Annotated in this window: 20 protein-coding genes and 1 riboswitch; of the genes, 8 read left to right on the top strand and 12 right to left on the bottom strand. The window is 62.8% G+C overall.

What is annotated here, in order from left to right; all coding sequences use genetic code 11:
* The first annotated feature begins 50 nt into the window (after positions 1-50).
* Together X735_RS155255 and X735_RS155260 are read left to right on the top strand one after the other, a co-directional pair.
* The gene (locus X735_RS155255; protein WP_023810519.1) at positions 51-932 is read left to right on the top strand and encodes a cytochrome b/b6 domain-containing protein; all 882 of its coding nucleotides are present in this window, start codon (positions 51-53) and stop codon (positions 930-932) included.
* A gap of 1 nt (position 933) precedes the next feature.
* Positions 934-1,725: a molybdopterin-binding protein gene (locus X735_RS155260; protein ID WP_023810518.1), complete on the top strand. Its 792-nt coding sequence runs from the start codon at positions 934-936 to the stop codon at positions 1,723-1,725.
* Between the two features lie 31 nt (positions 1,726-1,756).
* On the opposite strand, the gene X735_RS155265 is transcribed toward X735_RS155260, so the two are convergent.
* The gene (locus tag X735_RS155265; RefSeq protein WP_023810517.1) at positions 1,757-2,554 is read right to left on the bottom strand and encodes an aspartate/glutamate racemase family protein; all 798 of its coding nucleotides are present in this window, start codon (positions 2,552-2,554) and stop codon (positions 1,757-1,759) included.
* A 220-nt stretch (positions 2,555-2,774) separates the two neighbouring features.
* Between X735_RS155265 and X735_RS155270 the strand changes: the two genes are divergently transcribed.
* Together X735_RS155270 and X735_RS155275 are read left to right on the top strand one after the other, a co-directional pair.
* Positions 2,775-4,055 carry a D-amino acid dehydrogenase gene (locus X735_RS155270; protein WP_023810516.1) on the top strand — a complete coding sequence of 427 codons (1,281 nt, stop codon included), beginning with the start codon at positions 2,775-2,777 and terminating at the stop codon, positions 4,053-4,055.
* A gap of 8 nt (positions 4,056-4,063) precedes the next feature.
* Positions 4,064-4,792: a GntR family transcriptional regulator gene (locus tag X735_RS155275; protein ID WP_023810515.1), complete on the top strand. Its 729-nt coding sequence runs from the start codon at positions 4,064-4,066 to the stop codon at positions 4,790-4,792.
* 39 nt (positions 4,793-4,831) lie between these two features.
* Here the strand turns inward: X735_RS155275 and X735_RS155280 are convergent, their stop codons facing one another.
* Positions 4,832-5,833: a hypothetical protein gene (locus X735_RS155280; protein WP_023810514.1), complete on the bottom strand. Its 1,002-nt coding sequence runs from the start codon at positions 5,831-5,833 to the stop codon at positions 4,832-4,834.
* Positions 5,834-6,076: 243 nt separating this feature from the next.
* Positions 6,077-6,163: riboswitch (glycine riboswitch) on the top strand.
* 149 nt (positions 6,164-6,312) lie between these two features.
* On the opposite strand from X735_RS155280, the gene gcvT reads away from it, so the two are divergent.
* Genes gcvT through gcvP form a run of 3 tightly spaced genes read left to right on the top strand, consistent with a single transcriptional unit; the run spans position 6,313 to position 10,615 of the window.
* A complete protein-coding gene (gene gcvT, locus X735_RS155285; RefSeq protein WP_023810513.1) occupies positions 6,313-7,413 on the top strand; it encodes a glycine cleavage system aminomethyltransferase GcvT in 1,101 nt (366 codons plus the stop codon).
* Positions 7,414-7,418: 5 nt separating this feature from the next.
* Entirely contained in the window at positions 7,419-7,787 is a 369-nt protein-coding gene (gcvH, locus tag X735_RS155290; protein ID WP_023810512.1) for a glycine cleavage system protein GcvH, read from the top strand.
* A 17-nt stretch (positions 7,788-7,804) separates the two neighbouring features.
* Positions 7,805-10,615: an aminomethyl-transferring glycine dehydrogenase gene (gene gcvP, locus X735_RS155295; RefSeq protein ID WP_023810511.1), complete on the top strand. Its 2,811-nt coding sequence runs from the start codon at positions 7,805-7,807 to the stop codon at positions 10,613-10,615.
* On the opposite strand, the gene X735_RS155300 is transcribed toward gcvP, so the two are convergent.
* The 10 genes from X735_RS155300 to cpaB all read right to left on the bottom strand — a co-directional run bounded on the left by X735_RS155300 (position 10,616) and on the right by cpaB (position 20,786).
* Positions 10,616-11,791: a GGDEF domain-containing protein gene (locus tag X735_RS155300; RefSeq protein WP_023810510.1), complete on the bottom strand. Its 1,176-nt coding sequence runs from the start codon at positions 11,789-11,791 to the stop codon at positions 10,616-10,618. It abuts the gene before it with no gap.
* A gap of 165 nt (positions 11,792-11,956) precedes the next feature.
* Positions 11,957-12,427 (bottom strand): hypothetical protein, encoded by a 471-nt coding sequence (locus X735_RS155305; protein WP_023810509.1) that lies wholly within the window; start codon positions 12,425-12,427, stop codon positions 11,957-11,959.
* Positions 12,428-12,587: 160 nt separating this feature from the next.
* Entirely contained in the window at positions 12,588-13,412 is an 825-nt protein-coding gene (locus tag X735_RS155310; RefSeq protein WP_023810508.1) for a hypothetical protein, read from the bottom strand.
* Between the two features lie 78 nt (positions 13,413-13,490).
* Positions 13,491-14,453, bottom strand: a complete 963-nt coding sequence (locus X735_RS155315; protein ID WP_023810507.1) for a type II secretion system F family protein — start codon at positions 14,451-14,453, stop codon at positions 13,491-13,493.
* Position 14,454: 1 nt separating this feature from the next.
* On the bottom strand, positions 14,455-15,420 hold the full coding sequence (locus X735_RS155320) for a type II secretion system F family protein (protein ID WP_023810506.1): 966 nt from the start codon (positions 15,418-15,420) through the stop codon (positions 14,455-14,457).
* 4 nt (positions 15,421-15,424) lie between these two features.
* The gene (locus X735_RS155325; protein ID WP_023810505.1) at positions 15,425-16,849 is read right to left on the bottom strand and encodes a CpaF family protein; all 1,425 of its coding nucleotides are present in this window, start codon (positions 16,847-16,849) and stop codon (positions 15,425-15,427) included.
* On the bottom strand, positions 16,846-18,060 hold the full coding sequence (locus X735_RS155330) for a response regulator (RefSeq protein WP_023810504.1): 1,215 nt from the start codon (positions 18,058-18,060) through the stop codon (positions 16,846-16,848). Before X735_RS155330 ends, X735_RS155325 begins: the two co-directional genes overlap by 4 nt.
* Positions 18,061-18,109: 49 nt before the next feature.
* Positions 18,110-18,379: a hypothetical protein gene (locus X735_RS155335; protein ID WP_023810503.1), complete on the bottom strand. Its 270-nt coding sequence runs from the start codon at positions 18,377-18,379 to the stop codon at positions 18,110-18,112.
* Between the two features lie 4 nt (positions 18,380-18,383).
* Positions 18,384-19,829, bottom strand: coding sequence for a type II and III secretion system protein family protein (locus X735_RS155340; protein ID WP_023810502.1), 1,446 nt, complete (start codon positions 19,827-19,829; stop codon positions 18,384-18,386).
* Between the two features lie 30 nt (positions 19,830-19,859).
* A complete protein-coding gene (gene cpaB, locus X735_RS155345; RefSeq protein WP_245273189.1) occupies positions 19,860-20,786 on the bottom strand; it encodes a Flp pilus assembly protein CpaB in 927 nt (308 codons plus the stop codon).
* Positions 20,787-21,015: 229 nt separating this feature from the next.
* Here cpaB and parE point away from each other — a divergent pair, with 229 nt between their 5' ends.
* On the top strand, positions 21,016-23,073 hold the full coding sequence (gene parE, locus X735_RS155350; protein ID WP_023810500.1) for a DNA topoisomerase IV subunit B: 2,058 nt from the start codon (positions 21,016-21,018) through the stop codon (positions 23,071-23,073).
* Positions 23,074-23,118 lie beyond the last annotated feature (45 nt).

Genomic DNA, 23,118 nt, shown 5'->3' with positions numbered 1-23,118 from the left:
GAGGACAATGAACGCGCAGGCCATGCCGCGAGGCCGGGAGACGAAAGACGATGGAATCCGTTGCCAGAAGCCAATCCGCCGCCGATCCAGGCGCTTCTGCGTCGAACGACAAAACGCTGATCTACCGGCAGTCTCGCTGGACGCGGTTGACGCATTGGCTCTGGGCCATCTCCTTGTTCTTCATGCTGCTGTCAGGCCTGCAGATCTTCAATGCCCGTCCGCAGCTCTATATCGGCAAAGAATCGGGCTTTGACTACAACAACACCATCTTCGCCATCGGCGCTGAGAATTCCGACGCGGGTCCGCGCGGCTACACGGAAATCTTCGGCAAGCGCTTCGACACGACTGGCGTGCTCGGCTGGTCGGGTCCGGCCGGCCAGGAGACATCCCGCGCCTTTCCATCCTGGGCGACCATCCCGTCCTACTATGATCTCGGCACCGCGCGCGTCATCCATTTCTTCTTTGCCTGGATACTGACCACGACGTTGATCGTCTGGTTTGTCGCCAGCATCGTGAACGGCCATCTGCGGCGCGATCTCGCGCCACGCCTCGACGATTTGAAGCGATTGCCGCAAGACATCGTCGACCATGCCAAGCTCAAATTCCACCACGCGCGCGAATACAACACGCTGCAGAAGATGGCCTATAGCGGCGTGCTGTTCGTGCTGTTGCCGCTGATGATCATCACCGGCCTGGCGATGTCGCCGAGCATGAATTCGGTGCTGCCGTTCCTCAACGATCTGCTCGGTGGCCGGCAGACGGCACGCACCATCCATTTCACCGTCATGGTGCTGCTGGTCGCCTTCTTCGTCGTCCATATCCTGATGATCCTGGCCGCCGGCCCGATCAACGAACTGCGCTCGATCATCACCGGCTGGTATCGCACCGATCCTCCCGCACAGGACGACAAACCCGTCGAGAGGAATGCCTGACATGGCAAAATTCCAGATCAGCCGCCGCAAATTCCTGACCGGTGCCAGCCTTGGCGTCTCCGGCATCATGCTGTCGGGCTGCGACGCCTTCGACAGTCAGCTAGGTGTTGGCAGCGGCCTGCGCAGTTTTCTCGAAAACGCCAATGACCTGACATACCGGGCACAGCGCCTGCTTGCCGGACGTGACGCGCTGGCGCCGGAATTCACCGAGGCCGACATACGCCAGCCGCAGCGGCCGAACGGTGTCACCGCTCCCGATGACGATGTTTACAAAGGCCTGCTCGCCAACAATTTCGCCGACTGGCGTCTGGAAGTGACGGGTCTCGTCGAAAAGCCGCTGTCGCTCAGCCGCGAGCAGCTTCAGAACATGCCGAGCCGCACCCAGATCACCCGCCATGACTGCGTCGAAGGCTGGAGCTGCATAGCCAAATGGACCGGCACCCCGCTGTCGCTGGTGCTGGACCAGGCGGTGGTCAAACCACAGGCGCGCTATGTCATGTTCCATTGCCTCGACACGATCGACCGCAGCCTGTCGGGCGACATCAAATATTACGGCAGCATCGACCTGATCGATGCCCGTCACCCGCAGACGATCCTCGCCTATGGCCTGAACGGCAAGCCGCTGCCGGTCGAGAACGGCGCGCCGCTGCGGGTTCGCGTCGAGCGCCAGCTCGGCTACAAGATGCCGAAATATCTCTACAAGATCGAGTTGGTCGATGGCTTCGCCACAGTCGGCGGCGGTCGCGGCGGCTATTGGGAAGACAATGGCTACGACTGGTACGGCGGGATCTGAGCTGCACACCGCAAATCCGGCTCTGAAGATGCTAGCCTAGCGAGCGGCGAAACAGTTCGCCCTTTTCGGCAATCTGCTCACCAATGCCGCCGAGCCGCAGCATGTGCCAGGCAAGGGCGTGATTGCTCGAGGTTACCGGTTTCCCCAGTTCCTTCTCGACCTCCTCGATGATGCGGGCAACGCGCATGCTGGTGCAGGAAACGAACACCGCCTCACAGTCGCTCGACGCACCGATTTCCAAGATGGCCTGCTTGACCGACGCCGGCGTGATGCGTGCAACGACATTGTCGTCCGCCTCGTTGAAGGAGCCCATGACCGGAATATCCATCCCCCGCGCCATCAGCGATGCCCGCAGGGAATGATTGATTTTTGCCAAATAAGGGGTGAGCAACGCGATCCGCGAAACGCCCAGGGCCTTCAGCGCCGCCCGCGCCGCCGTCACCGGGTTGGTCACTTGCACGCCCGGCAGCACCTCGTGAACGCGTTCGGCGACCTTGTCCTCGCCGATAACCAGCGCTCCCGAAGTGCAGGCAAAGCCGATCACATCGAACTTGACGTCCGGCAAGAGCCCGACCGTTCCCGGGATGACGGCCGACATCTTCATCAGGTTTTCAGGCGTGATCTCGACATCGCTGTAGAGCCGCGCCTCGTACAGCGCGATGGCGCGCGCGGGCAGCGCATAGCGGAATTCATCCTCGATGGTCTGGTCGGTCCGAAGGACGAGCAGGCCGAGATTGGCGCGGGTGCCGATGCCGTCGTCGGTCGTGAAGGGAATGTGTTCCTTGTCGAGGACAAGCGTGTCGTCGGCGCGGCTAAGCGGGGCGTCCATGGCACAGTCCCCTTCCTGATGCCAATCAGAATTGTCGACAATAGAAACGACAACTTTGCCAAACGTGTCAAGAGCTCCGTTCGAATTTTGGGAACCGAGAAATGCCGGGGTTCGCCCTGTCTGAACGGTGAATCGATCGTCGACCCACGCGCCGTTGACAATGACCAGCGTCTTCCTATTGAATTGTCGACAATAGAAACGACAACCATTCGGGACAGCGATGCGCGTATTGATCTTGGGCGGCGGCGTTGTCGGGATCACCACGGCCTATCAGTTGCAGAAGGACGGCCACACGGTCACCGTTCTCGAGCAGGCATCACAGGTGGCCGAAGGGGCAAGCTGGGCAAATGCCGGCATGATCGCGCCCGGCCATTCCTTCGTCTGGTCATCGCCGGCCGCGCCAAAAACCCTGCTGAAGTCACTGTTCCTGAAAGACCAGGCGCTTCGTTTCAAGCTCTCCACCGACCCGCATCTCTACAGCTGGTCGTTGCGCTTCCTCATGCAATGCACGGCCGCCAAAGCACGTCGCAACACTCTGCTCAAACATCGGCTTGCGGTCCATTCCCAATCGGTCCTGCAGGCGGTCGTCAGGGAAGAGGCGATCCCGTACGACAGGACGTCGGACGGCATTCTTTATTTCCACCGCAGCCATCAGGCGCTCGACAAGGGCGTCGCCAACATGCGCCTGCTGGAAGCCGACGGCCAGGAGATCCGCATCGTAGACGCGCAGGAAATCGTTGACCGCGAGCCGGCGCTGGCTTCGTCGCGCGACAACATTGCCGGCGGCGTATTGTGTCCGACCGACGAAACCGGCGACGCCGCCAAGTTCACGCGCGCGCTGGCGGCCATCGTCGAAAATAGGGGCGGCAAGATCCTGACAGGGACCAGGATCGTGGGGATCGAACGCAGAAAGGAAACGATCACCAAGGTCGTCACCGACAAGGGAGAGTTTCTGGCCGACACCTACGTTCTGAGTCTCGGCGCCGAGAGCCCCGTCCTCGCCCGCAAGATCGGCCTTGGTCTGCCGATCTATCCGGTCAAGGGATATTCCATGACCATTCCCATCATCGATCGGGCGCTGGCTCCAAAACTCCCTGTCATCGATGAGCACAACCTCGTCGCCATCACGCCGATGGGCGATCGCATCCGCGTGACCGCCACCGCGGAATTCGCAGGCTATGATCGCAGCCACAAGCCTTCGGATTTCGCGTTCATGAAGCGCGTCACGCAGGACTTGTTCCCGCGCGGCATCGCCTATGATCGCGCCGAGATGCGGGCCTGCCTGAGGCCCATGACGCCCGACAACCTGCCGATCCTCGGCCTGCGCAACATCAAAAATCTCTGGCTGAACACCGGCCACGGTCATATCGGGTGGACCATGGCACATGGATCGGCCCGCATCGTCGCCGATCTGATCGCCGGCCGGGCGGCACCAATCGCCCTCGATGACATCCTTCCCACACGGGCGCGGTTCGCCGAACCAAGCGCCGCAAAGGCTTGACCGACGCCATGCTCCGACCCACCAGGCAAACCAACCAGGGCAACAGCGCGGCCCTGCCCTCCAAGCCGATCAAGACCGGCCCGCGTGTCTATGAAGAAATCCGTCGCATGGCGATGGACTATCGCTTCAAGCCGAACGAGCGCATCAACGAAGTGGCGCTTGCCGCCAGGCTGAATGTCAGCCGCAGCCCGATCCGGGAGGCGCTCCAGCGGTTGGTCACAGAAGAACTCATCACTTTCCAGACCAATCGCGGCTTCTTTTGCCGGGGCTTCGATGTAGACGAGATCGTCAATCTTTCCGACGTGCGGGCGGTGCTCGAGGAGCGCTCCGTCAGGCTGGCGATCCAGCGCGCGACAGATGAGGAGCTTGCCGCGCTCGTCGACTGGTGGACGCTCACCATGGCGCGCGCCGACTCATTTTCCAGCGCCGAACTGACCGCCAGGGACGAGGAATTTCACATCCGCATCGCCAGGCTGTCAGGTAATCCCGAACTGGCGCGCATGCTCGAAGGCATCAACACGCGCATCCATTTCGTTCGCACGATCGAAGTGGAGAAGCACCGGCGATTGTCGACGACCTACACCGAACACAGCGAAATCGCCCGAGCCATGGTAGCCCGCGATGCCGACAGGGCCGCAAGGCTCATGCACGACCACATCGCCATCAGCGTCGCCGATGCCATGTCGACCGTCAGGGAAGGCTTGGCAAGGATATACATCGACGTCGACCAGATCTAATCGGGCAACCCCGGCTTTGACCGAGGCAACCCCTACCGCTCAGGCAACCTTGTCGAGCAGCGGCCTCAGCGCCGGATGGATTTCCGGTGAGGCGTGCTTGATCAGGGTCAACAGCGCGCGTTCGTTCTCGTAAAGAGGCCTGTCGACGCCGATATGTTCGATCAGCCAGCCGGCTTCGCCGGCATCGATCGTCTCGGCGCGGCGGGCCAGGGCCTCGGCCGCCCTGTTCCTGGCTTCCCACTCGGCCTCGATGTCGCCTGGAGACCGATAGGCTTCCATGATGCCGGCAAGGCCGCCAGAGATCATGCGGCTGAAGAAGCCGCCGATTTCCGGATCGGCATGTTCGAGGAAGGCATCGCGGCGCAGCGCCACATCGCGCGTCGGTGCTTCGTAGCCGGCCGAGCACATGACGAAATTGGCGATCGCCTTGACGAACAGCTCGTTCCAGGACGGATCGTTGTGCCCTTGAGCAGTGCACTCGTTGATCTTGAACAGCACCTCGGCCTCGGCGCGCGTGATGGCGATGTTGCCGTCGCCGCCATGGGCACGGAGGATCCGGCGCAGCAGCTCGACCTCCGCCTGTGCGATGAGGCCGGGAGCCAGCGCGCCGCCGAGCATCAGCGGCCCCTTGCCGTCAATGACGGCATGCGCCACCTGCTCCAGCGCATAGACGCAAAGCTGGCTCGGCGACGATTTCGCCTGTTCCAGCACGTGCACCAGCAATTCGAGCTCGGTCCGGCTGTCGACCATACCATCGCGCGAGATCGTGCGGATCAGCCAGTCGGCATTGTCTTGCGAGATATAGCCCGACGGCTTTTCCTGGTGGACGATATAGTCGGTAACCGCCTCGACGAAGAAGGGCGGCCATTCCTGGCATTTGTCCTTCGCCGTTGCATCGAGCGCGAACAGCGCCTCGGCCTCGCCGCGCGTCACGACGCCATCGCCGAACACTTCATGGCGCAACATCGCCACGTCCTCCGCGGCGATGCGGCTTTTCGAGGTCAGCCCGGCCACCGGCGCGCTCATGATCAATTCGCCCATTGTCGTCCCCGTCCGCCGTCGCCAAGCGCCGGCCCCAAGCGTCATACAAGCCAACATATCAGCAGTGTCTTGAAAAACCGGCAAACGGCGTGGTTAGCGAAGACTTGTCGGCCAACGCATGTCGCCCAAAAACGTGCCGCGGTTTTGAAGAATGGCATGCACGCGCTTTAGATGTCGCTGACAGGTGACAAGCCGTCGCGCGCGAGCTATGGATGGCGCGTCGAGGACTCAGGGTCTGAGTCCTACCTGTTTGCGGGAGAGAACAGCGAGAGCTGTCGCCGAAGGGGAAATCGCCCGAAATCTCTCAGGCAAAAGAACCGTAGACGGGAAAGACACTCTGGAAAGTCGGGGCTTGCCCCCGCGCCGAAGGTGTAAGCGCCGCTGACAGAGCTCCGGCTGCGCGAGTCTCTCAGGCTTCAGACAGAGGGGCACGGACTGGTCGCCATTCGCGGCCGATTGCGTGCGACTCTGGAGACGACATGACGGGCGACGATACAAGACACCTACCCCTCGAAGACATCCATGTGGCCGCCGGTGCGCGTTTTGGCGCTTTTGCCGGCTGGTCGATGCCGCTGACCTATCCGGCGGGCGTCATGAAGGAACATCTTCACACCCGCGAACAGGCCGGCCTGTTCGACATCTCGCATATGAAGCTGTTCGAAGTCAGCGGGCCGGAGGCGGTTGCGCTGCTCAACCGCGCTTGCCCCTTGGATGCAGGCGCACTCCAAATCTCACAGTCCAAACTGTCATTTTTCCTCAACGAGGCAGGCGGCATTCTGGACGACCTGATCGTCACCAGACTTGGCGATAGCAGGTTCATGGTGGTCGCCAACGCAGGCAACGCCGTCGCCGACGAAAAGCATTTGCGTGCACTTGCCGCGGATTTCGACGCCAGGGTCGAGCCGCTCGACCGCGTCTTCCTGGCCATCCAGGGTCCTGAAGCCTGGGCCGCCCTTTCGCGCGCCGGCATCGAGACCGGCTCGCTGCTGTTCATGCATGGTGTCGAACCGCGCAAGAACTGGTTCATGAGCCGGTCGGGCTATACCGGCGAGGACGGTTTCGAGATCGGCCTGTCGGAAGCCGATGCGCGCGACCTCGTCGCGAAGCTGCTCGGCGATGAACGCGTGCTGTGGATCGGCCTGGCCGCCCGCGACAGTCTGCGGCTGGAGGCAGGGCTGTGCCTGCATGGCCAGGACATCACGCCGGAGACCGATCCGGCCAGCGCTGCGTTGATGTGGGCAATTCCAAAGGACATCCGCGCTTCCGGCGCTTTCATCGGCGCCGATGCGCTCCGCGCCGCCGTGGAACGAGGCCCCGCGCAAAAGCGGGTCGGGCTTAAGCCGGAAGGTCGCCGGCCGGTGCGTGGCGGTGCCGCGCTCTTCGACGCCGACGGCAATCCGGCCGGCCAGGTCACATCGGGCGGCTTCGGCCCCTCGGCCGGCCATCCGGTCGCCATGGGCTATGTCTCGACACCTCTGGCAAAGCCGGGAACGCGGGTCTTCGCCGACGTGCGCGGCATGAAAATCCCAGTCGATATCAGTTCCCTGCCCTTCACACCGCATCGCTACCGCAAAGGATGACCTCAATGGCAACGACCTATTTCACATCAGATCACGAGTGGCTCCGCGTCGAGGGCGGCGTCGCCACGGTCGGCATCACCGATTACGCGCAGGAGCAGCTCGGCGACCTCGTCTTCGTCGAACTGCCGGAGACCGGAAAGAAATTGACCAAGGGGGACACCGCCGTCGTGGTCGAATCCGTCAAGGCGGCATCCGATGTCTATGCACCGGTCGATGGCGAGATCACCGAGGCCAACGGCACGCTGTCGTCGGATCCGTCACTGGTCAACTCGGCCGCAACAGGGGCCGGCTGGCTGTGGAAGATGAAGCTTGCCGACGAAAGCCAGCTCGCCGGTCTCATGGATGAGGCCGCCTACAAAGCCCATATCGGTTGATATCAGGACGTATTGACATGACCGCAGCACTCACTCCCTTCTCGGCTCGCCATATCGGTCCGAGCGTCAACGATGTCAGAGCCATGCTTGCCGTGATCGGCGTTCCGTCCGTCGAGACGCTGATCAGCCAGGCCGTGCCGCAGTCGATCCGCCTCGACTTGCCGCTGACCCTGCCCGCACCGGCCAGCGAAGCGGAAGCGCTGGCCGAATTGTCGGCGATCATGGCCAAGAATACGGTGCTGAAGAGCTTCATCGGCGCCGGCTATCACGGCGTCCATGTGCCGCCGGTCATCCAGCGCAATTTGTTCGAGAACCCGGCCTGGTACACCGCCTACACGCCCTATCAGGCCGAGATCAGCCAGGGCCGGCTCGAAATGCTGTTCAATTTCCAGACGCTGGTCACCGAATTGACCGGCCTGCCGGTGGCCTCGGCCTCGCTGCTGGATGAAGCAACCGCCGTGGCCGAAGCCGTCGGCATCGCCTTGCGCCACCACCGCGACAAGCGCACCAAGATCGCATTTGCCGGCACGCCGCATCCGCAGACGCTGGACGTGGTGCGCACCCGCGCCGAGCCGCTCGGCATCGAGATCGATGGCGAGACGATCGACGACAACACCGCCGCTTTGCTCGTCTCCTGGCCGGATACGTTTGGCGTCTATGGCGACCACAAGGCGGCGATCGACAAGGCGCGTGCGACCGGCGCCATCGTCGTCTTCATTGCCGATCCGCTCGGCCTGGCGCTGACCGATGCGCCGGCCAAGCTTGGCGCCGACATTGCCGTCGGCCCGATGCAGCGTTTTGGCGTGCCGATGGGCTTTGGCGGGCCGCACGCCGCCTATTGCGCCGTCTCCGACAAGTTGACGCGGCTGATGCCTGGCCGCCTGGTCGGCCAATCCACCGATAGCAAAGGCCGGCCCGGCTACCGGCTTGCCTTACAGACACGCGAACAGCATATCCGCCGCGACAAGGCGACCTCCAACATCTGCACCGCACAGGCGCTGCTTGCCAACATGGCGACGGCTTATGCGATCTGGCACGGCCCCGCCGGGCTGCAGGCGATTGCCGGGCGCATCCACACGCTGGCCAATCGTCTGGCAAGCGGCCTCGAAGCGGCAGGCGTGTCGGTGATCGGCGCCAGCCGTTTCGACACGGTGACGGTGGAGACCAAGGGCAAGGCGGCGCAGATCGCCACTGCGGCTGAAAAGACCGGCCGGCTGCTGCGCGTCATCGATGCCGACCATGTCGGCATCAGCTTCGATGAGACCTCGACCGATGCCGATCTCGATGCGATCGCCGCCCTGTTCGGCGCCAAGGCCTCTCCGTCGGCCGACAGCACCGTACCTGGCAAGCCGCGCGGCAAGGAGTTCCTGACCCAGCCTGTGTTCCATGAGAACAAGTCGGAAACCGACATGATGCGCTTGCTGCGCCGGCTGGCCGACAAGGATCTGGCGCTCGACCGCAGCATGATCCCGCTGGGATCCTGCACCATGAAGCTCAACGCGGCGGCGGAAATGATGCCGGTAAGCTGGCCTGAAATCGCCAATTTGCATCCCTTCGCGCCGGCAAGCCATTCGGCCGGCTATCGCGCCATGATCGGCGAACTGGAAGGATGGCTGTCGGAGATCACCGGCTTCGACGCCGTCAGCCTGCAGCCCAATGCCGGCAGCCAGGGCGAGTATGCCGGCCTGCTTGCAATCCGCGCCTATCATCGCTCACGCGGCGAAGGTCATCGCACCGTCTGCCTGATCCCCTCCTCCGCTCATGGCACCAATCCGGCAAGTGCTGCGATGGCCGGGATGAGCGTTGTCGTTGTGCGCTGCCTGGAGGACGGCAATATCGACATGGACGACATGAGAGCCAAGGCCAACGAGCATTCCAAGAATCTCGCGGCACTGATGTTCACCTACCCCTCGACGCATGGCGTCTACGAGGAAGGTGCACGCCACCTCTGCGCCCTTATCCACGAGCATGGCGGCCAGGTCTATTTCGATGGCGCCAATCTCAACGCGCTGGTCGCCTTGGCGCGGCCCGCCGATATCGGCGCCGATGTCTGTCATATGAACCTGCACAAGACCTTCTGCATTCCGCATGGCGGCGGTGGCCCGGGCATCGGCCCGATCGGCGTAAAGGCGCATCTGCAGCCCTATCTGCCGGGACATGTCACCGAAGGTTCGGCGCACGCCGTGTCGGCCGCACCATTCGGCAGTGCCTCGATCCTGCCGATCACCTGGATGTATATCCGCATGATGGGCGCCGCCGGACTGAAGCAGGCGACGGAGACCGCCATCATCTCGGCCAACTACGTGGCGACACGGCTCGCGCCGCATTTCCCGCTTCTCTACAAGGGCAGGCACGATCGCATCGCGCATGAATGCATCCTCGACACCCGCGTGCTCAAGGACAGCGCCGGCATCAGTGTCGACGATGTCGCCAAACGGCTGATCGACTACGGCTTCCACGCGCCGACCATGTCCTTCCCGGTCGCCGGCACGCTGATGGTGGAGCCGACCGAATCCGAGCCCAAGCGGGAACTCGACCGCTTCTGCGAGGCGATGATCGCCATCGCAGGCGAGGCAGCGAAAGTCGCCAGGGGCGAATGGCCTTTGGCCGACAATCCGCTGGTCAACGCGCCGCACACCGCCGCCGAGGTGCTGGCCGGCCAGTGGACGCATCCCTACTCGCGCCTGGAGGCGGCCTATCCCGCCGGCGACGCCGACACGGCAGCCAAATACTGGCCACCGGTGTCACGCATCGACAATGTCGCCGGCGACCGCAACCTGGTCTGCTCCTGCCCGCCACTGTCGGACTATCTGGGTGCGGCGGAATAATTACGCGGAGCGCAAGGCCGGCTTGATAGGTTCGGCCTTGCCTGTCCTTTTACGGCTGATGACGCAGTTTCGCCCGGCGCGCTTGGCGGCATAGAGCGCCGCATCGGCCTCGGTCAGCACCTCATCGAGGCTGCTGCCGCTTGCCTCGCCAAAGCCGATGCCGCCGCTGACCGTGCTGCGCAACTTGCCGAGTTGGGTGGCGACGATCTCGGTGCCGAAGGCCACACAGATCTTGCTGGCGAGATCATGGGCCTTCTCTTCCGTCATTCGCGACATGACGACGGCGAATTCCTCGCCGCCCAGGCGAAAAGCGTCGACGCCGGTCCTGGCATATTTCTTGATGACCGCGGCGAAGCGGCACAAGACCTGGTCCCCGACCGGATGGCCATAGACATCGTTCGTCCGCTTGAAGTGGTCGAGGTCGAACATGACGACGGACATGAACGGACCGAAACTCCGCTCGCCGTAGAGCGACGTCAACGCCCGCCGGTTCATCAACCCCGTCAGCGGGTCGGTCATGGTCTCGGCCTTCAGCTCGATCTGCGCCTGCAGATGGTGGAGGGAGAGCGTCAATGCGCCGAGCCCGGTCATGCAAGCCACCGCCACGACGGAATTCAGTCGTTCGGCCCAGTTGTCGGGCGCGACCGCGAGCGTCCATTGCCCCTTGGTCAGCAGAACCACGCCACAAAGCGCAAACGACACAGCGCAGGTGCCGCTCAGAAACGAAACCACCAGCAGGATCCGGCGATCGTGACTGCCATTGATCCAAAACATGGCGCCGATCGCCGACAGAAGCACCGTCACCGTGGCGTAGGTGACGATGAAGCCGACACCGTCAAGCCCCAGGAAGGTCACTGCCGCACAGACAGCCATGGCGGCAAGCGCCGGTGCAACGGCGCGTCTGTGGCCGGGCACGCCCAGATATTGCATGGCCGACACGCAGAGGATCAGGAACCCCAGGCTGAGCAGCGCAAGCACGATCTGACAGAGCAGCGGATCGGGATCCTTGGTGTATCGCCAGAACAGGATCACATGCGCGACGAGCACCAGAATGCCGCACGCCACCGTCAGCACGAAGCCTGCCTTGGGCGCGGTGAACCAGATCGCAAACATGGTGACGCTGAGGCAGATGCCCGACAGCGCAGCTGCGAGCAGGAGCGAACTGAAGTCCAGCATATCGGGCAAGGGCCTCTCGAGCGTCGGCGGTTGCGCTGCACTCTAAGGTCAGCGGCAGCCCTCAGATATGGGTTTTCAGCCGATCTATCGATGCAACCTACGGATAGGGTTTACAAAACGTTCGATGCCATGTGTCCCGAAACCGGACCCTTGGACGACGCGAGGTCAACCCTTGTTCAAGAGAGCGAGGTTGGCGTTGACGACGGTGGGATCGGCCATGCCGGCCTTCGCTTCGAGCAGCAGCGCCTTGGCCTTCTTGCGATTGCCGCGCAGCAGTTGCGAATAGCCCATGTTGTTGACGATCTGCGGCTTGCGGCCGGCGACTTTCAAAAGCTGGCCGTAGGCACGGTCGGCGAAGTCGAAGCGGCCGAGTTCATCATAGGAAGCAGCGAGCCCCATCCAGGCCTCCGCATTGTCGGCCTTCAACTCGACGGCCTTGCGGAAGTGCTTTTCGGCGAGGCCGTAATTGGCGTCGCGAAACTGCGCCTTGCCTTGCGCCAGATCGGAGGTGTCGATGTCCTTTGCCGCCGGTTGGATGGCGGTGGTCTTGGTGGTGTCGACGCCGCCCGTTGTACAGCCAGACATCATCAAGACGGCCGAAATCGCGGCCATTGCCGTGAAGTTACTGTGACGCATGCCCCTGCCTCATCGCCCGATTTGCCGGGTCGTTCTTCAGGAAACACATTATATCAGCGACGCTTAAACTTTGGTGCCGAAACGTCACCAAAATTTGGTTTCGGGCACACCAGCCATTAACCACCAGGCCACGCTGCTTCAGTCGCAGCCAGCGGCGTCCTCACGGCTCCAGGGCTTTGAGCCCCGCAGGAGCCGTATACCGGCTGCCATCATAGCGCAGCCGGTAGGTTTGGCTCACGGACTTGCCGGGATGGGACTGGCACTCGCCATCCTTGTCGGGCAACGGATTGTCAGTATCCATTTGCTCGACCACCGTTATGTCGTGGTAGCCATGATGTTTGGCCGGGCTCATCGCCAGGCTAACCCGACTAGTATGAAAGTATCCGGCGCAATTGGTATCGCCCTCGCCGCCATTGCCGCCCACGACCAGGCCATCGAGCACCATCCTCAGGGAATCGCCATCGACGGCATAGAGCCGCAGGTCGGTTTCACTGAAGGGATTAGGCAGCGAATTGTTCGCCATTTCGATGCGCAGGCCAAAGGCAGTAACATCGGGCGCCAGCGCATAGCGGCCGGTATCAAGTTCGACCTTGCGGATGGCGATGGCATCATCATTCATCAGCCCGGGCTGGAGCAAGCGCTGGCGCACCTGCCGGCTCTTCCTGTCGACAATCAAAAGCTCGATATCGCCGGCATGCGCGTAGTCGCTGGGTTGGGACCCCTCCATCAGCGGCACTGCGACCAACAGCAGGTCGTCATGGGCGGGCCAAATCTTGCAAACCAGCCCCGGCGGATCGCCATACGCGAATGTCAGGGCGATGCTGGTGTGGGGTTCGAGCGTGAACGAGGTGCCGTCGGCGTTCTTTCGAGCTTTGGGATAGGCCTGCTGCACCAAGGCGGCGGCATCGCCGCAATCGTCGGCCACGGCCCAGGCGGGCGACAGGCTGGCCGCGGCAAGGCCGAGCAAGAGAGTGCGCAGCAGCATGGACTTCTCACCTGCAAAGCCGGGTTCGGTCAGAACAATGGTTGTCAGCCCCTTGCTAGGGCTTTTGTGAAGCGCTCGCTAGTGCGCCGTCATTTTGACGATGACTGGAATGGCCGCGATCATCAGCACCACCGGCAGGATGCACACAACAACCGGCACCGACATCTTGGCCGGCAAAGCGTGCGCCTTTTCCTCGGCCAACGACATACGCTTATGGCGCATGTCGTCGGAGAAAACGCGCAGCGCCCCCGACAGGCTGGTGCCGAGTTCCTTGGACTGCTGCAGCAATGTGGCGAAGGAACGCACCTCGTCCAGGCTGAGGCGGTCGGCGAGCGCCTTCAGCGCATCGTCGAGGCTGCGCCCGGCCCTCAGCTCCAGCGACACCAGCTGCAGGTTCTGGCTGAGCGCGGGATAGGTCTTGGCGAGTTCCTTGGAGACGCGCTCTATGCCCGCCTCCATGCTCATGCCGGCATCCGAGCAGACAATCATCAGGTCCATGAAATCGGGAAAGCCGTTGCGGTACTCACGCCTGCGCTCCCGCACTTTCTGGCTCAACACCAGGCCGGGCAGGAAATAGCCGGCCGCTCCCGACAGGATGACGAATGTCCAGCGACTGGCCATCGTCGCGTCCGGGCTGGCCATCCACCGGTTGAGCACAAACACACCGATTGCCGTGCCGATCATCGCGCTGAACCGGATCAGGAAGAACGTGCCGACAGCACGCGGCTCCATGTAGCCCGCCTGGATGAGCTTCATGCGCAGCCGGGCGACATTTTCCGGATCGCTCCTGGCGTAGAATTCTTGCGCCCGCTTCACCGCCTTCTCGCGCACGACGCCGGTATTCTTCTTCTGCACCGGCTCTGGTTTGGCGGCCACGGGACCGTTGTCGACCCTGAGCCGGCGCATGACCTCGTTGCGGTCGCCCTTCGCCATGACAACAGGCCAGGCAACAGCGGCAGCACCCGCCGCCAGCAGCAGGATGGCCACCGGCATCAACGAGATCGGTGCAAGCGAGGCGAGGAATTCGATGAAGCCCTGCATGTCAGAACTTGAAATTCGACATCTTGAACATCATCAGATTGCCCAGCATCAGCCAGGTGATAGACCCACCGAGCAGGTACCAGGTTTTCGCCTCGCCCCAGACGTCGCTGTAGAAGCCCGGCATCAGCGCCATGATAGCGGTGAACAGCAACGCCGGCACCGCCGTCAGTATGTAGGCCGACATCCGGCCTTCTGTCGCAATTGCGCGCACCTTGCGGCGCAGTTTGCCGCGCTCGCGGATCGTCGTCGCCAGGCCGTCAAGGATCTCGCGCAGATTGCCGCCCGAACTGGTCTGGATCGAGACAGCGGTGACGAACAGCGGCAGATCCTCCTGGCCGACCCGGTCGAACAGCGAGTTCAACGCCGAAACCAGATCGGAGCCATAGGTCACCTCGTCGGCGATGACGCCGAACTCGGTGCCGATCGGGTCGGGCATCTCGCGCGCGACCATGGCGATCGCCACCGGCACCGGATGGCCGGCCTTTAGGCCACGCGTGATCAGTTCCAGCGCCTCCGGCAACTGCATGCCGAACCGCTTCACCCGGCGCTTGCGCTTGAAGCGCAGCGTGATCACTGGCAGCACCGGCACAAGCACCACAAACAGCACAAGCCCCATCAGCGGCGGCAAGCCGTACCAGATGGCGACCAGGGTCATCGCCATCGCCACGCCGCAGGTGATCATCAGGAATTTCGACAGCGGCATGATCATGCCCGACTGGGTTCGCAAAGCGCGGAACCGATCCAGCGAAAACAGCGGCGTGCCTGCATCGAGGCCGCGTTCCTTGCGCAGTTGGACAAGCACCTGCTCTTGGGTGATCTTGCTTTCCTGCAGTTTCATGCGCCGGTTGATGGCGGTGCGTTTGTCGCTGCGACCGGCGTAAAGCAGGTAGCAGGCCTCGGCGATCAGGATGCCGGTCAGCGCGGCCGCGGCATAAACGACATAGATCGCGCTCATTCCATCGAACACTTGGCTACTCCTGCGGCCGGCCGGGTTCGAAATATCGTCCAGGAAACTCGATGCCCATAGCGCGCAGATCCTCAAGGAAGCGCGGCCGGATGCCGGTCGCCTCGTAGTGCCCCAGAATCCTGCCGTCGGCCTCCATGCCGGTGCGCACGAAGCGGAAGATCTCCTGCATCTGGATGACATCTCCTTCCATGCCGGTCACCTCGGCGACACTGGTCACCTTGCGCTTGCCGTCGGACAGGCGCGTCAGCTGAACGATCAGGTCGAGCGCGCTGGCGATCTGGCTGCGGATCGACTGTACCGTCATCGGCATGCCGGTCATGCCAAGCATCTGCTCGAGCCGCGAAATGGCGTCGCGAGGCGTGTTGGCATGAATGGTCGCCATCGACCCTTCGTGGCCGGTGTTCATCGCCTGCAGCATGTCGAAAGCCTCCTCGCCGCGGCACTCGCCGAGAATGACGCGGTCGGGGCGCATGCGCAGTGCGTTCTTGACCAGGTCGCGCTGCTTCAGCTCGCCATGGCCTTCGATGTTGGCTGGCCGCGTCTCCATGCGCGCGACATGCGGCTGCTGCAGCTGGAGTTCGGCCGCGTCCTCGATGGTGATCAGCCGCTCGTCTTCCGGAATGAAGGCCGACAGCGCATTGAGCATGGTCGTCTTGCCGGTGCCGGTGCCGCCCGAAATGATCGTCGTCTTGCGGGCATGCACGGCCGCCGCCAGCACTTCGGCCATGTTCTGGGTGATGGCGCCGAATTCGACCAGTTTGTGCAGACCGAGCTTGTTCTTGGAGAACTTGCGGATCGACACCAGCGGCCCATCGACCGCAACCGGGCGGATGGCCGCGTTGAAGCGCGAGCCGTCCAGCATGCGGGCATCGACCATCGGCTGCGATTCGTCGACGCGGCGACCGACCGCGGCGACGATCTTGTTGACGATGCGCAGGAGATGCGCCTCATCCTTGAACGGAATGTGTACCGGCTGCAGCTTGCCCTTCTTTTCGACAAAGCAGTTCATGTGGCCGTTGATCAGGATGTCGTTGATGTCGGGGTCCTTGAGCAGCGGCTCGAGCGGACCGAGGCCGACCATCTCGTCGACGATGTCGTCGACCAGTGCGTCGAGCTCGACGGTGTTGATCGCCATCCGCTCCTGCTTGGTCTTTTCCGACACGAAATCATGCACTTGCCGGCGCATCTCTTCCTTCGGCAAACGCTCCAGCGCGACAAGATTGATCTCTTCGAGCAGCAGCCTGTGGATACGCACGCGCGCATCGAGCACCTTGTTGGCATTCTTTGCCGGCGCAGTGTCCGGCTTTGCCGGCAAAGCCTTTCGGCTGGTCGGAATGACGACGGCATGATGGGCGACCGGCGTCGTCTCAGGCGCGCGCTGCTGCGGACGCGCATCTCGGTTCTGCAGGGCGGAGAAGCGGCTGGTCATCCGGCTTTCCTCTTCAGCAATCCACGGCCCATACCAAACAGCGAGCGCGATTTCGCGCGGGTTGGGACCGCTTCTTCCGGCAGGATGATCTTCTTCAGGTCGTTGACGACATTGGCGTTGGGATCGATCTCGTGCAGCGGCACTCCGCGATCGACCGCTTCGCGCACCAGCCGGTAGTTGTTGGCGATGCCGCCGACGAAATGCTCGCCGAGAATTTCCTGGACGTCCGCCTGCTTGATGCCGTTATCGAACATCTTCTGTTCGAAACGATTGACGATAACGTTCGGCTTCACTTCCTTGCCGGCAGTCTCGTAGACCGCCTGGATCAGCCGCTGCGTGTGGCGCAGGCACGGCACCGTCATTTCCGCGACGATGTAGAGCTTGTTGGAACCGAGCAGCACGGTTTCCGTCCATGGAAACCAGGTGCGTGGCATGTCGATGACGACATTGTCGAAATAGGCCGAAACGAGGTCCAGCATGCGCACCACGACATCGGTCTTGAACGAGCGCATCTCTGCCGGATGCGCCGGTGCCGCCAGCACGCACAGCCCGCTGGCATGCTTGGACAGCATCACGTCGAGCAGTTGGCGGTCGAGACGCTCGGGCTGGTTCTCGATCTCGGTGATGTCGAAACGCGGTTCGAGGTCGAGATATTCGGCACAGGCGCCCTGCTGGAAATTGAGATCGACGACGCAGGTCGACGCGCCGCGCGTCACCGAGTGATGCAGCTGAAAGGCGGTCTGCAGCGCCAGCGTCGTGGTGCCGACGCCGCCCGCGGCAGGCATGAAGGTGTAGATCTGCGACTCGCTGTTTTCCTCCCGACCGGGTCCCTGCAGCGCCCTCACCACGGAGCGCACCAGATCGGCGGTGGTGATCGGCTTGACCAGGAAATCCGCGACCTTGAGCTGCACGAGAATACGCACCGCGGCCGCGTTGAACTCCTGGGTGACGACGACGACAGGAACCTTGTCCTCCAGCCGGCGCATGATGCGCTGCAGCGACTCGACCTCCTCCAGCCTTGCCGCATCCATGTCGACGATGATGGCGCCGAAGTCGGCTTCCTGGATCTCGCCGCGCAACTCGGTAACGTTCTTCTCCACTGTCGAGAGCTGTATGATCTCGGAGGCGGAAAACGCGGTGCGCGTGTCCTGCGCAAACGTCCTGTCGGTCGATACGAGCAGGATCTTCCTGGTCTTGATGCCGTTTGCCATTCTGTCAGCCTGTCAGTTCGATCGACCGTTGGATCAGTTGCCCGTGGGATCAATTGGTCGTGCTGGACTGCGACGCCTTGGCACCGGCCGCCTGATCGGGTGTTACGGCCGCGGCACTGCCTCGTTGGGCCGGCACCAGGAGCCTGGTGTTCTGGACCCCGTATTCCCAGGGATCGACCATCTGCATGACGGTGTTGGCGGCCTGCGCATTTCCGGCGCCGGCCGTCGGCCCTTCGCTGCGCACATAGTCGTCGCTGGTGCAGCCAGCGGTAAAGCCGGCCAGCAGCAAGGCGACGCTCGATCCAAAGACCAGACGCATGGCTTCAATCCTTCGGCAGGTCGAGGAAATGCCCAGCCGAAGCGGCCGCTGCAGGTTGAGTGACGCGGCCGTCTGCCAGCGCCACGGTGCGACCGGTATCGGCGCCCTTCACTTCCTCGGTGTTGTTGAGAAAATAATCGGCGTTGCTGGCCGGCTGCGTGCCATCTGTCGGCTCGACGAGCTTCTTCGACGGATCGACCGGCTTGACCAGATAGGGCGTGACGACGATGACGAGGTCGGTCTCGCGCCGCTGATAGGATTTCGACGAGAACAGCGCTCCAAGCACCGGCATCTTGCCGAGGCCGGGAATGCGCGAGGTGGTGATGTCGTTCTGCGACTGCAGCAATCCGGCGATCATGAAGCTCTGGCCGTTCTTAAGGTCGACCGATGTCCTGGCACGGCGCACGATGAAACCGGGCACCGAAATGCTGCCGATATTGTAGGAGGCTGACGCGTCGATCGAGGAGACTTCCGGCGCGATATCCAGGCTGACCAGCCCGTCCTTCAGAACCGTCGGCGTGAAATCCAGGCTGACGCCGTACTTCTTGTAGCTGACTGAGATCTTGCCGTTGTCCTCGGAGACCGGGATCGGGAATTCGCCGCCGGCGAGGAAGCTCGCCGTCTGGCCGGAACGGGCGATCAGGTTCGGCTCGGCCAGCCGCCGCGCCAAGCCGCGCTCTTCCAGCGCTTTGATGGCGATATCGATGGAGACGCCATTCGACAGCAGCTTGCCGATGATCTCGCCTGTTCCCGCGCCCTGTATCGATCCGGCCGGCAGCGTGACGTCGCGGCCACCCATGCCATAGGCGAAATTGGCGGCGTATTTGGCGCCGAGATCCTGGCCCGCCTGGCGGTTGATCTCGACAAAGCGGACGTTGAGCTGGACCTGCTGCGACGACGAGATATTGACCGAGTTGATCACCTCCTCGGCACCGGAAAAGCGCGTCGCGATCTTGTTTGCCTTTTCGGCGGCGACCGCGTCATCCGCCTCGCCCGACAGCACGACCCGGCCATTGGCCGATCCGACCGTGATCCTGGCATCCGGCACGCTGGCGCGAATGGTGCTGGCCAGTTGGTCGGTGTCGAGCGTCACCTCGATGTCGACAGTGCCGACAAGCTGCTTTTTCTCATCGAACAGGGCAATGCCGGTGGTGCCGAGATTGTTGCCGAGCACATAGAAGGATTTGTCGGTCAGCGGATTGACGTTGGCGATCTCCGGATCGCCGATGACGATCTGGTAGAAGGCGGCACTGGTCATGATCGTCTTCGGCTTGCCCTTGGCGACCTTGATTGACGCATTCTTGGTCGACGACACATAGACGATCTCGTTGTCAGCCCTCGCCGAGGCGCCGAAGGCCAGCATCGCGGCAGCAGCCAGCGAAGACGCGACAGCCGCCGCACGCAAAACGCGCAACCGCCCCATGACCCGATATGTGAACAGCCCGAACATTGTCCCGTCCCTCACCCAGTCCCCACTGGCTTATTTCTGGTCCCGCGAAGGAACCTGGTATTCCTCGGCCTTTGTGCCGCGCGTTACGATGACCGTCTTGAACTTCGGCTTCTCCGGCTCTTTCACCACGGCATCGAACAGCGAGCCGGCAGCGGCCTGCACGTTCGAGGCGGCCGATCCACCGAACGAAGAGATGGTGGTGACGCCGCCCTTGCCGTCGCCGCCTTCGCTGGCCGAGCGCAGCGACAGCGACAGCGTACCGACAGTGCGGGCCAGCGCCACTTTCTGCGCGCCGTCGGTCGTCACCTCGATGGTCACCGAATTGGAAATCTGCGGCGTCGTCTGGCGCTCGTCGGCACCTTGCCCGACGCTCAGCACCTTGGCATCGGCAACGACAATCTCGGAGGTGACCGTCGATCCGGCCGCACCCTGTGCATTCTTGGCCACTTCCTGAATTTCGCCGGCATCGCGCGTCAGCACGACATCAACGCGGTCGCCCGGTGTGACGAAGCCGCCGACACCTGCTATCTCGTCGGTGCGGATGGTGACCGCCCGCATTCCGGGCGTCATCATGTTGGAGAGTGTCGCGCGGCCGTTCGGACCGGACAGCTTGGTCAGCAGTACCGGCTCGTTGACCTCGATCGGCGACAGCACCACGCGGCTGCCATCGGCAAGCACCGCATTGATGGTGGTGAAGGCGCCCTGCGGCACGGCCTCTTGCGACCACGGGATTTCGCTGAGCTGCGCGCGGTCGAGCGCCATGCCGTAGCGCAATGGGGCATTCGCCACCACGATGGTCTTGAACTCGACCTTCGGCACGACAGCTGCCGGAATAGACGACGTCTTCTCTTCGGAATCGGCCTTGGCCTGGCTTTTGACCCAGAAATCCGCGGCAAAGATCGAGATCGCCCCGAAAACGGCGGCGATGCCGATCATCGATATGGCCTTGCCCCTCACGCCGAAACCCCTGATGCCCGCAGTTTCTTGTTTTGTTGGGCTTAACCCTAGGCGGCATTGTTAAAGAATCAGGAATCCTGCACCGCGGTATCGGACCTATTTCCGCCGGCTTGGTTATCGAATGGTTTTGGAGTAAGAGGGGCCATATCCCCGAACGGAACAGGAACCTCGGTCGCTTGGCGCTGAAAAGCGTGGCAGTATCGCGAGGTGATTCGCAGCATCGGACTCTATGGCAGGCATGGACGATCTTTTCGGCAATGACGACAACAAGCCGCAGCCGGTTCGCGCGCCAGCGCGCCCTGCGGATCCACTGGTGGTGCAAGCCACCAAGCGTCCTGCCTCGACCAAGGACGGCAGCGAGGGCTATAGCGCCGCCGACATCGAGGTGCTGGAAGGGCTGGAGCCGGTGCGCCGACGGCCAGGCATGTATATCGGCGGCACCGACGACAAGGCGATGCACCATCTGTTCGCCGAGGTCATCGACAATTCGATGGACGAAGCGGTGGCCGGCCATGCCACCTTCATCGATGTCGAGCTCTCGGCCGATGGCTATCTCGCCGTGACCGACAATGGCCGCGGCATCCCGATCGATCCGCACCCGAAGTTCAAGAAGCCGGCGCTTGAAGTGATCATGACGACGCTGCATTCGGGCGGCAAGTTCGACTCCAAGGTTTACGAGACATCAGGCGGCCTGCATGGCGTCGGCGTGTCCGTGGTCAACGCGCTGTCGGACCATCTCGAGGTCGAGGTCGCGCGGGGACGGCAACTCTATCGGCAAAAATTCTCGCGCGGCGTTCCCGTGACCGGGCTGGAACAGTTGGGCGAGGTCCACAACCGGCGCGGCACAAAGATCCGCTTCCACCCCGACGAGCAGATTTTCGGCAAGGGCGCGGCGTTCGAACCGGCGCGGCTCTACCGCATGACGCGCTCGAAAGCCTATCTGTTCGGTGGTGTCGAGATCCGCTGGACCTGCGATCCGTCGCTGATCAAGGAAAAGGACCAGACACCGGCCAAGGCGGAATTCCATTTTCCCGGCGGCCTGAAGGACTATCTCAAGGCATCGCTCGGCGACGACTTCCAGGTGACGCGCGAAATCTTCGCCGGCAAGAGCGAGAAACAAGGCGGCCATGGGTCGCTGGAATGGGCGGTGACCTGGTTCGGCGGCGACGGCTTCATCAATTCCTACTGCAACACCATCCCGACCGGCGAAGGCGGCACACACGAGGCCGGCTTCCGCAACGTGCTGACGCGGGGCCTGCGCGCCTATGCCGATCTCGTCGGCAACAAGCGCGCCTCGATCGTCACCTCGGAAGACGTCATGATCTCGGCGGCGGGCATGCTGTCGGTGTTCATCCGCGAGCCGGAATTCGTCGGCCAGACCAAGGACAGGCTGGCGACGATCGAGGCGATCCGCATCGTCGAGACCGCGATCCGCGACCCGTTCGACCATTGGCTGGCCGACAACCCGCAGGAAGCCTCGAAGCTGCTCGAATGGGTGATCGCACGCGCCGACGAGCGGGTACGCCGGCGCCAGGAAAAGGAAGTGTCGCGCAAGAGCGCGGTGCGCAAATTGCGGCTGCCGGGCAAGCTCGCCGACTGTACGCAGAATGCCGCGGCCGGCGCTGAACTGTTCATCGTCGAAGGCGACTCGGCCGGCGGCTCGGCCAAGCAGGCGCGCGATCGCGCCAGCCAAGCGGTGTTGCCATTGCGCGGAAAAATCCTCAACGTTGCCAGCGCCGGCAACGACAAGCTTGCCGGCAACCAGCAGATCTCGGACCTGATCCAGGCGCTCGGCTGCGGCACGCGGTCGAAATACCGCGACGAGGATTTGCGCTACGATCGCGTGATCATCATGACCGACGCCGACGTCGACGGCGCCCACATCGCCTCGCTGCTGATCACCTTCTTCTACCAGGAGATGCCGGCACTGGTGCGTGGTGGCCACCTCTATCTGGCGGTACCGCCGCTTTACTCGATCAGGCAAGGCGGCAAGGTCGCCTATGCCCGGGATGACGCGCACAAGGACGAGCTTATGCGCACCGAATTTACCGGGCGCGGCAAGGTCGAGCTTGGCCGCTTCAAGGGTCTGGGCGAGATGATGGCGGCCCAACTCAAGGAAACCACCATGGATCCGAGGAAGCGCACGCTGCTTCGGATCGATGTGATCGACGCCGAGGCGGCGACCAAGGACGCCGTCGATGCATTGATGGGCACCAAGCCGGAGGCCCGCTTCCGCTTCATCCAGGAACGCGCCGAATTCGCCGAGACGGAAGTGCTGGATATCTAGCCACCAGCCGGTCCATAACAAGGCTCCAGTTGCGGAGACGAGCAT

The sequence above is a fragment of the Mesorhizobium sp. L2C084A000 genome, assembly GCF_000502875.1.
Classification (GTDB): Bacteria; Pseudomonadota; Alphaproteobacteria; order Rhizobiales; family Rhizobiaceae; genus Mesorhizobium.
Note: the sequence above shows the minus strand (reverse complement) of the source record. Positions and strands in the feature narration are given on the sequence as shown.